This window comes from Ornithinibacter sp. (genome assembly GCF_035443565.1).
Classification (GTDB): domain Bacteria; phylum Actinomycetota; class Actinomycetes; order Actinomycetales; family Dermatophilaceae; genus Fodinibacter.
The window spans coordinates 2,268-7,931 of the sequence record NZ_DAORSO010000110.1 but is presented as its reverse complement, the minus strand read 5'-3'; the positions used below and the strand labels follow the sequence as shown (position 1 = coordinate 7,931).

Annotated in this window: 5 protein-coding genes; all 5 read right to left on the bottom strand. The window is 73.6% G+C overall.

What is annotated here, in order from left to right; genetic code table 11:
- A partial coding sequence (locus PLL68_RS10875) for a DNA-3-methyladenine glycosylase family protein (protein WP_324533988.1) occupies positions 1-828 on the bottom strand: 828 nt, incomplete at its 3' end.
- 49 nt (positions 829-877) lie between these two features.
- Positions 878-1,687 (bottom strand): class I SAM-dependent methyltransferase, encoded by an 810-nt coding sequence (locus PLL68_RS10870; RefSeq protein WP_324533986.1) that lies wholly within the window; start codon positions 1,685-1,687, stop codon positions 878-880.
- Entirely contained in the window at positions 1,684-2,664 is a 981-nt protein-coding gene (locus tag PLL68_RS10865) for a lysylphosphatidylglycerol synthase domain-containing protein (RefSeq protein WP_324533984.1), read from the bottom strand. Before PLL68_RS10865 ends, PLL68_RS10870 begins: the two co-directional genes overlap by 4 nt.
- A gap of 1 nt (position 2,665) precedes the next feature.
- On the bottom strand, positions 2,666-4,594 hold the full coding sequence (locus tag PLL68_RS10860) for a glycosyltransferase (protein WP_324533982.1): 1,929 nt from the start codon (positions 4,592-4,594) through the stop codon (positions 2,666-2,668).
- On the bottom strand, positions 4,587-5,664 hold a 1,078-nt coding region (locus PLL68_RS10855), incomplete at its 5' end, for a glycosyltransferase family 2 protein (protein ID WP_324533980.1). The genes PLL68_RS10860 and PLL68_RS10855, both read right to left, overlap by 8 nt.

Below are 5,664 nucleotides of genomic sequence, written 5' to 3'. Positions count from 1 at the left end.
GAGCAGCCGCTGCACGCGGTAGCGGTGCCCGGCATACGGCTGAAGCAACTCCGCCAGCCCCTCGTCGTCGACGGGCGTGCCGGTCAGCACCCAGCCGATGTTCTTGGCCACGTGGTAGTCGCCGAAGCTCACCTCGTCGGCCAGCCCCAGCGCCCGCTGCGCCACCTCGGCCCACGTCCAGCGGCCCACGCCCGGCAGCGCCTGCAGCCGAGCACGGGCAGCCTCCACCGGCAGGTCGGCACACTCCTCGATCCGCCCCGCATGACGAACCAACCGCACCACGGTGCGCGAGCGCGCCGGATCAACCCCGGCGGCCAACCACTCCCACGAGGGGATGCCGGCCCACCCCGCCGCCGTCGGTGGTACCCGCAGACCGAGGTCGGATCCAGGCCCGGGGGCAGGCTCCCCGAAGCGGGTCACCAGTCGCCGGTACCCCGAGAAGGCCTCCTGCCCGGTCACCTTCTGCTCGATCACCGACGGCACCAGCGCCTGGAGCACCAGGCCCGAGCGCGGCACCCGCCACCCTGGAAAGACCCGCCACGCCTCCCCCACCGGGGCATGGAGCGGCTCGAACCCCGTGGGGTCGTCACGCTCACCCACGAGGTCGGGCACCTTTTCGAGGGCCCACCCCGAGCCGGCCCCCCAGGCCTGCGCCGCCACCTCGCCCGCAGCAGCGGAGACCGACAGCCTGAGCGTCACCGCGCCGTCGGGCGTGAGCCAGCCGAACCACCAGGCGTCATGGTCGCGCCGGCTCGTGGGGTCTCCGCCACCCCGGCGGAACACCGAGACCACCGCCCCGAGCGGCACCGGGCGGGAGGTGCGAACCACCCGCGAACGACTCTCCTGCACCGGCATCCGAGCGGGTCGCCTCCTTGACTCAGGAGCCGAGGTGACGGGGAGCCACCCGCAGGGCGGGCCCGCTCGGGGTCGAGGCACCCTTGAAGGCAGCCCACACGTAGGTCGGCACGAGCGGGAGCGCCGCCCGGAACACGGCCGGCGGCACCCGGCTGGACCACGCCGGCACGTTGTCGCCGGCGGCAAAGGCGCTGGGGTCGGACAGCACCGGCACGGTGTAGTCCCACACGTCGAAGTCGGCGAAGAGGCGGCGCAACCCGGCCGGGGTGTAGTAGCGCTCGTAGTAGTGCTCGCCCTTGCCGGTGAGCCGCATGTAGCGGTCCGCGGCGCCACGCGGCAGCCACGACAGGAACGGCAGCCGGTGGTGCGGCTCGATCACCTGCCAGCGGTGGCCGATGCCGAGGTAGAGCACCCCGCCCGGGCGCAGCACCCGGTGGATGTCGGCGACGACGGCTTCGGGGTCGACCACGTGCTCGTAGATGTGGTTGAGCACGACGATGTCCATGGTGTCGTCGTCGAACGGCAGCGCCTCGCCGCGGGCCACCCGGAAGTCGACCCGGTCGCCGAAGCGGGCCCGGGCCTTCGCCAGCCCGGGCTCGTCGATGTCGACGCCCGTCGTCGTCGCCCCGGCGAGGGCGAGCTCGTCGGCGATGAACCCCGCCGAGCAGCCGACGTCGAGGGCGCGCAGCCCGTCGAGCCGCTGGACCCCGAGGGCGTGGCGCACCACCGCGATGAGCTTGGCCGCCTTCTGACGCCGGGCCTGCTCGTCGAGCATCTTGGCCATCGTCTCGGAGTAGGCCAGCTGCTCCTCACGGCCCTGGTCGTCGGTCACGAGCTCGATCCTAGGAGGTGGTGGCGACGCCCCCAGGCCCACGCGGCACCCGCGAGCACCAGGTCCGCGAGCACGGCGAGGAACCGGGCGACGACGACCACCGCGGTTGCCGCGGGCAGCGGCATGAGCGTGAGGAGCAGGAGGGCGAGCACGCCGTCGCGCACCCCGACGCCCGCCGGCACGAGGATGCTGAACATGCCGGCTGCGGACGCGAGCGCGAAGCCGCACACGCTCGTGACGAGCAGCGGGCCGAGCGGCACGTCGGGGGCGACGCTGCGCGCGAGCACGAAGGTCCCCAGCCCGGTGGAGACCCACGCCCCGACGAACCAGGCCGAGGTCAGGGCGATCGCACGCCCCGACAGCTCGTGCTCGAGGGGTTCTCGCCGCAGCAGTCGCAGCCCCCGGGTGATGGCGGCGTTGAGCAGCCGCGGCCACAGCAGCACCGCCCCGAGACCCACGGCGAGTGCGATCCACCACCACGAGAAGGCATCGGCGTCACGGTCGACGAGCCGCGGCAGGGCGGGCACTCCGAGCAGGCACCCGGTGAGCACCGCCAACCCGATCGACAGGATGCCGACGACGGCCATCCGCCGCCGTGGCACGTGCAGCCGGGCCCCCATCTCGGCCTGGGCCACGACGGACCACACCGACCCCGGCAGGTACTTGCCGAGCTGACCCACGAGGAAGACGCTGGACGCCGGTGCGGCCGGGAGGTGGGTGCCGAGGTCCGCGAGCAGCACGCGCCAGCCCATGAGGGTGAGCACCGGCGCCGCGACGACGAGCACGAAGGCCAGCACCACCGTGGCCCACCCCATCTGGCCGAGCTCGCCGGACACCTGGGCCCAGTTGCGCCAGAGCGCCACCCCGGCCGCCGCGAGCACCACCGCGAGCGCCACCCAGCGCAGGGTGTCGAGCGGGGTGCGCCGACGCCCCCCGGCCACCTCCGTCTTCACCACCTCGTCGCCCCGCCCGGTCATGTCAGCGCCGCCGGAAGGTCAGGCGGAGCATCGCGTAGACCGGGGCGTCGTCACCCGTGGCCTCGGCGCGGGCGTCACGCATGCGGTCGAGCACGTCACCGTCGGCGTCACCGACAAGGCGCAGCCCGAGGTCGTCGGCGCGCGCGAGGATGCCGCGCACGTCGGCCGGGCGCACCGCGAAGTCGGGGTCGTCGTCGCCGATGGGCAGCGTGAGGATGAGCAGGCCACCCGAGCGCAGCGCCCACGACGCCTGACCGATGGCGACGTCGACGTCGGATGCCGTGCAGCCCCCGGGGTGCAGCCGGGTGATGACGTCCAGGCTCGCGGTGTCGATGTCGAGCACGGCGACGGCAGCGCGTTGCCCGGTCAGCTCGAGCTCGACGGGGGCGAAGCCGACGGCCCTCGCCCAGCGGCCGAGTGGGCTCCCGCTGCCGGACTCGTCGACGATGACCGAGGAGCGGTGCCCGTCGTCCCGGATGCGCACCACCGCGGCGAGCGCCCCGAGGGCCGCCCAGGCCGCCACCGGCTCGCCGGGCCGGGGCAGGCCCAGCTCCCGGGCGATGGCGACGGCATCGACGGCGTCGGAGTCCAGGGCCAGCACGTCGGTCGCTCGCACCCGCGACGGGATGTCACCCGGGGCGATCTCGACGACGGGGCGACGGCGAGCCCGGATGCCGGCGACGGTCGCCTTCGCGCGCGCCACCGGACCGAGCCGGAGCCCGGCCCCACCGCCCTCGGAGTCGGCCCCGTCGACGGGGCCGAGCGGGGCCGCGGCGAGCGCCTCGATGCCCCCGACGTAGTTCGCCCACGGCCCGGAGAGGTCGGGCGGGCGCACTGCCGAGCGCAACGCCTCGGTGACGCCGGGCTCAGCGAGACGGCGCAGGGCCTCGACGAGGGCCCCCCGGTCGCCCGGCGGGACGAGCAGCCCGTCGACGCCGTCACGGATCTGCTCGGGGAAGGTGCCGACGGTGGTCGCGAGCACGGGCAGGCCGTGCTTGTGGGCGAGCAGCACGTTCTGCGAGGCGGTGGCCGTCCGGTAGGTCAGGGCCATGACGTCGTGCTGGGCCAGGAGCCCGGCGATCCGGTCGGCGGGCACGTACCCCGGGTGCAGCTCGACGCGACCCGCGACGCGCGGGTCGTTCGCGAGGTCGCGAACCGTGCGACCGGCATCCCCCCACAACTCCCCCGCGATGGTGAGGTGGATGCCGGGCACGTCGCGCACCGCGTCGACGAGGAGGTCGACCCCCTTGTAGTCGCGCACGATGCCGAGGGCGAGCACCCGCACGGGAGTGCTGGCTGTGTCAGCGTCGTTCGCCACGCGGGGCTCGGGGTCTCCCCCGGGAAGGTGCGGTGGGAGGTCGAGCTGGCGCACGTGGTGGGCGCCGAGGGTCATCGCCAGGCGGGCCTGCTCGTCGGAGTGGACCACGACGGCATCCACCCGCTCCACGAGCGACTCGACGAGCTGGCGCGCCCCGGGGTGGCTCTCGTGCGGGAGCACGTTGTGGGCGATGAGGATCGTGCGCGGCCCGTGCCCGGATGCCGTGCGGCGGCCGGCGCCAGCGGCGCGCAGCAGGGCCAGGTGGGCGGGGACCACGGCGGGGATGACGTGCACGACGACGATGACGTCGACGTCACGCAGGCGGCGACCGGTGCGCAGCCAGGTGTCCGGGCGCGCCCAGGAGAGCACGCGCAGGGTGCGCGGGAACGGCTCGACGTCGGGGGCTCCGCCGGGCACGGACTGCTCGCCGGGATAGAGCGCGCTCGGGTAGAGGTGGCTCCACGACACGAGGGTGACCTCGTGGCCGGCCTCGCTCAGCTCGTGCGCGAGGGTCGTCGTGTGGGCCGCCACCCCACCCTTGAAGGGGTGCGTGGGGCCGACGAGCGCGACGGTGAGCGCGGCGCTGCCCGACGACGCGTCGCGCTCAGACACCGTCTCGCGATCTCACCACGAGGTCGGAGAGCAGGGCCAGGCTGGCGATCATGATGCCGCTGACGATGAGCAGCACCGTGCTCGCCGGGAAGTAGAAGGGGTGGCGCACCATGTCGACGACGGCCTTGCCGACGCCGAGGACGATCATCCACAGGGCCGGGGGCATGAGCACCTTGAGCGGGTCGAAGTACATGACCATGCGCAGCACCTGGAGGATGTAGCGGTAGGCGTCGCCGACGAAGTGGAACTTGCTCACCCCGGCGCGCTTGGCGTAGCTGGTCTCGACGTACTTGATGTCGTGCTGGTTGGCCAGGAACGCGATGGTGATCGTCGTGACGCAGGAGAACCCGGCGGGCAGCAGGCGCAGGTACGGCAGCGACACCTCGCGGCGGAAGGCCCGCAGGCCCGAGTTCAGGTCGGGGATCTTGGTCTTGGTGAGCCACTGGGCGATGTTGCGGATGAGCCACTTGGCGGGCACGCGCGCCCACTTGTGGGTGCCCTCCTCGGTGGTGCGGGCGCCGACCACCTGGTCGTAGCTGGCGTCGTCGCGAAGGATCCGCACGAGCTCGGGGATGCGCTCGTTCTCGTAGGTCATGTCGGCGTCGGTCCACACGACGATCTCGCCGCGGGCCTGCTGGGTGCCGATGCGCCGGGCGGTGCCCGAGCCGCCGTTGCGCCGGAACGGCAGGATCCGCAGGTTCGGGTAGTTCTGCTGCGCGTGGCGGAGCACGTCGAGGGTGTCGTCGGTGCTGGCGTCGTCGATGCAGAGCAGCTCGTAGGTGAGCTCGCTGGCGGTCATCGCCGCGGTGATGCGGTCAATCTCCTTCAGCACGTGCGCGCCCTCGTTGTAGCAGGGCAGCACGATCGTGACGTACGGCGCGGGGCCGGGGCCGTCGGGGCCGTCCTCGATCGGGTAGCTCGGATGCCCGGTGCGCGCCACGGGTGGCGCCGCCTCCCCAGCGGCGTTGGGGGATGCCGGGCCGGCCGGGTCGTTGCTGCGCCCGGCCATCTCACCGGAGCGCACCGAGATCTTCTCGGTGGGTGCAGCGTGCAGGTGTGCGTGGTCGTCG

Bases quoted from the DNA above. Each gene is read 5' to 3' on its own strand.
- PLL68_RS10865 (WP_324533984.1), bottom strand. From the start codon at position 2,664: ATGACCGGGCGGGGCGACGAGGTGGTGAAGACGGAGGTGGCCGGGGGG.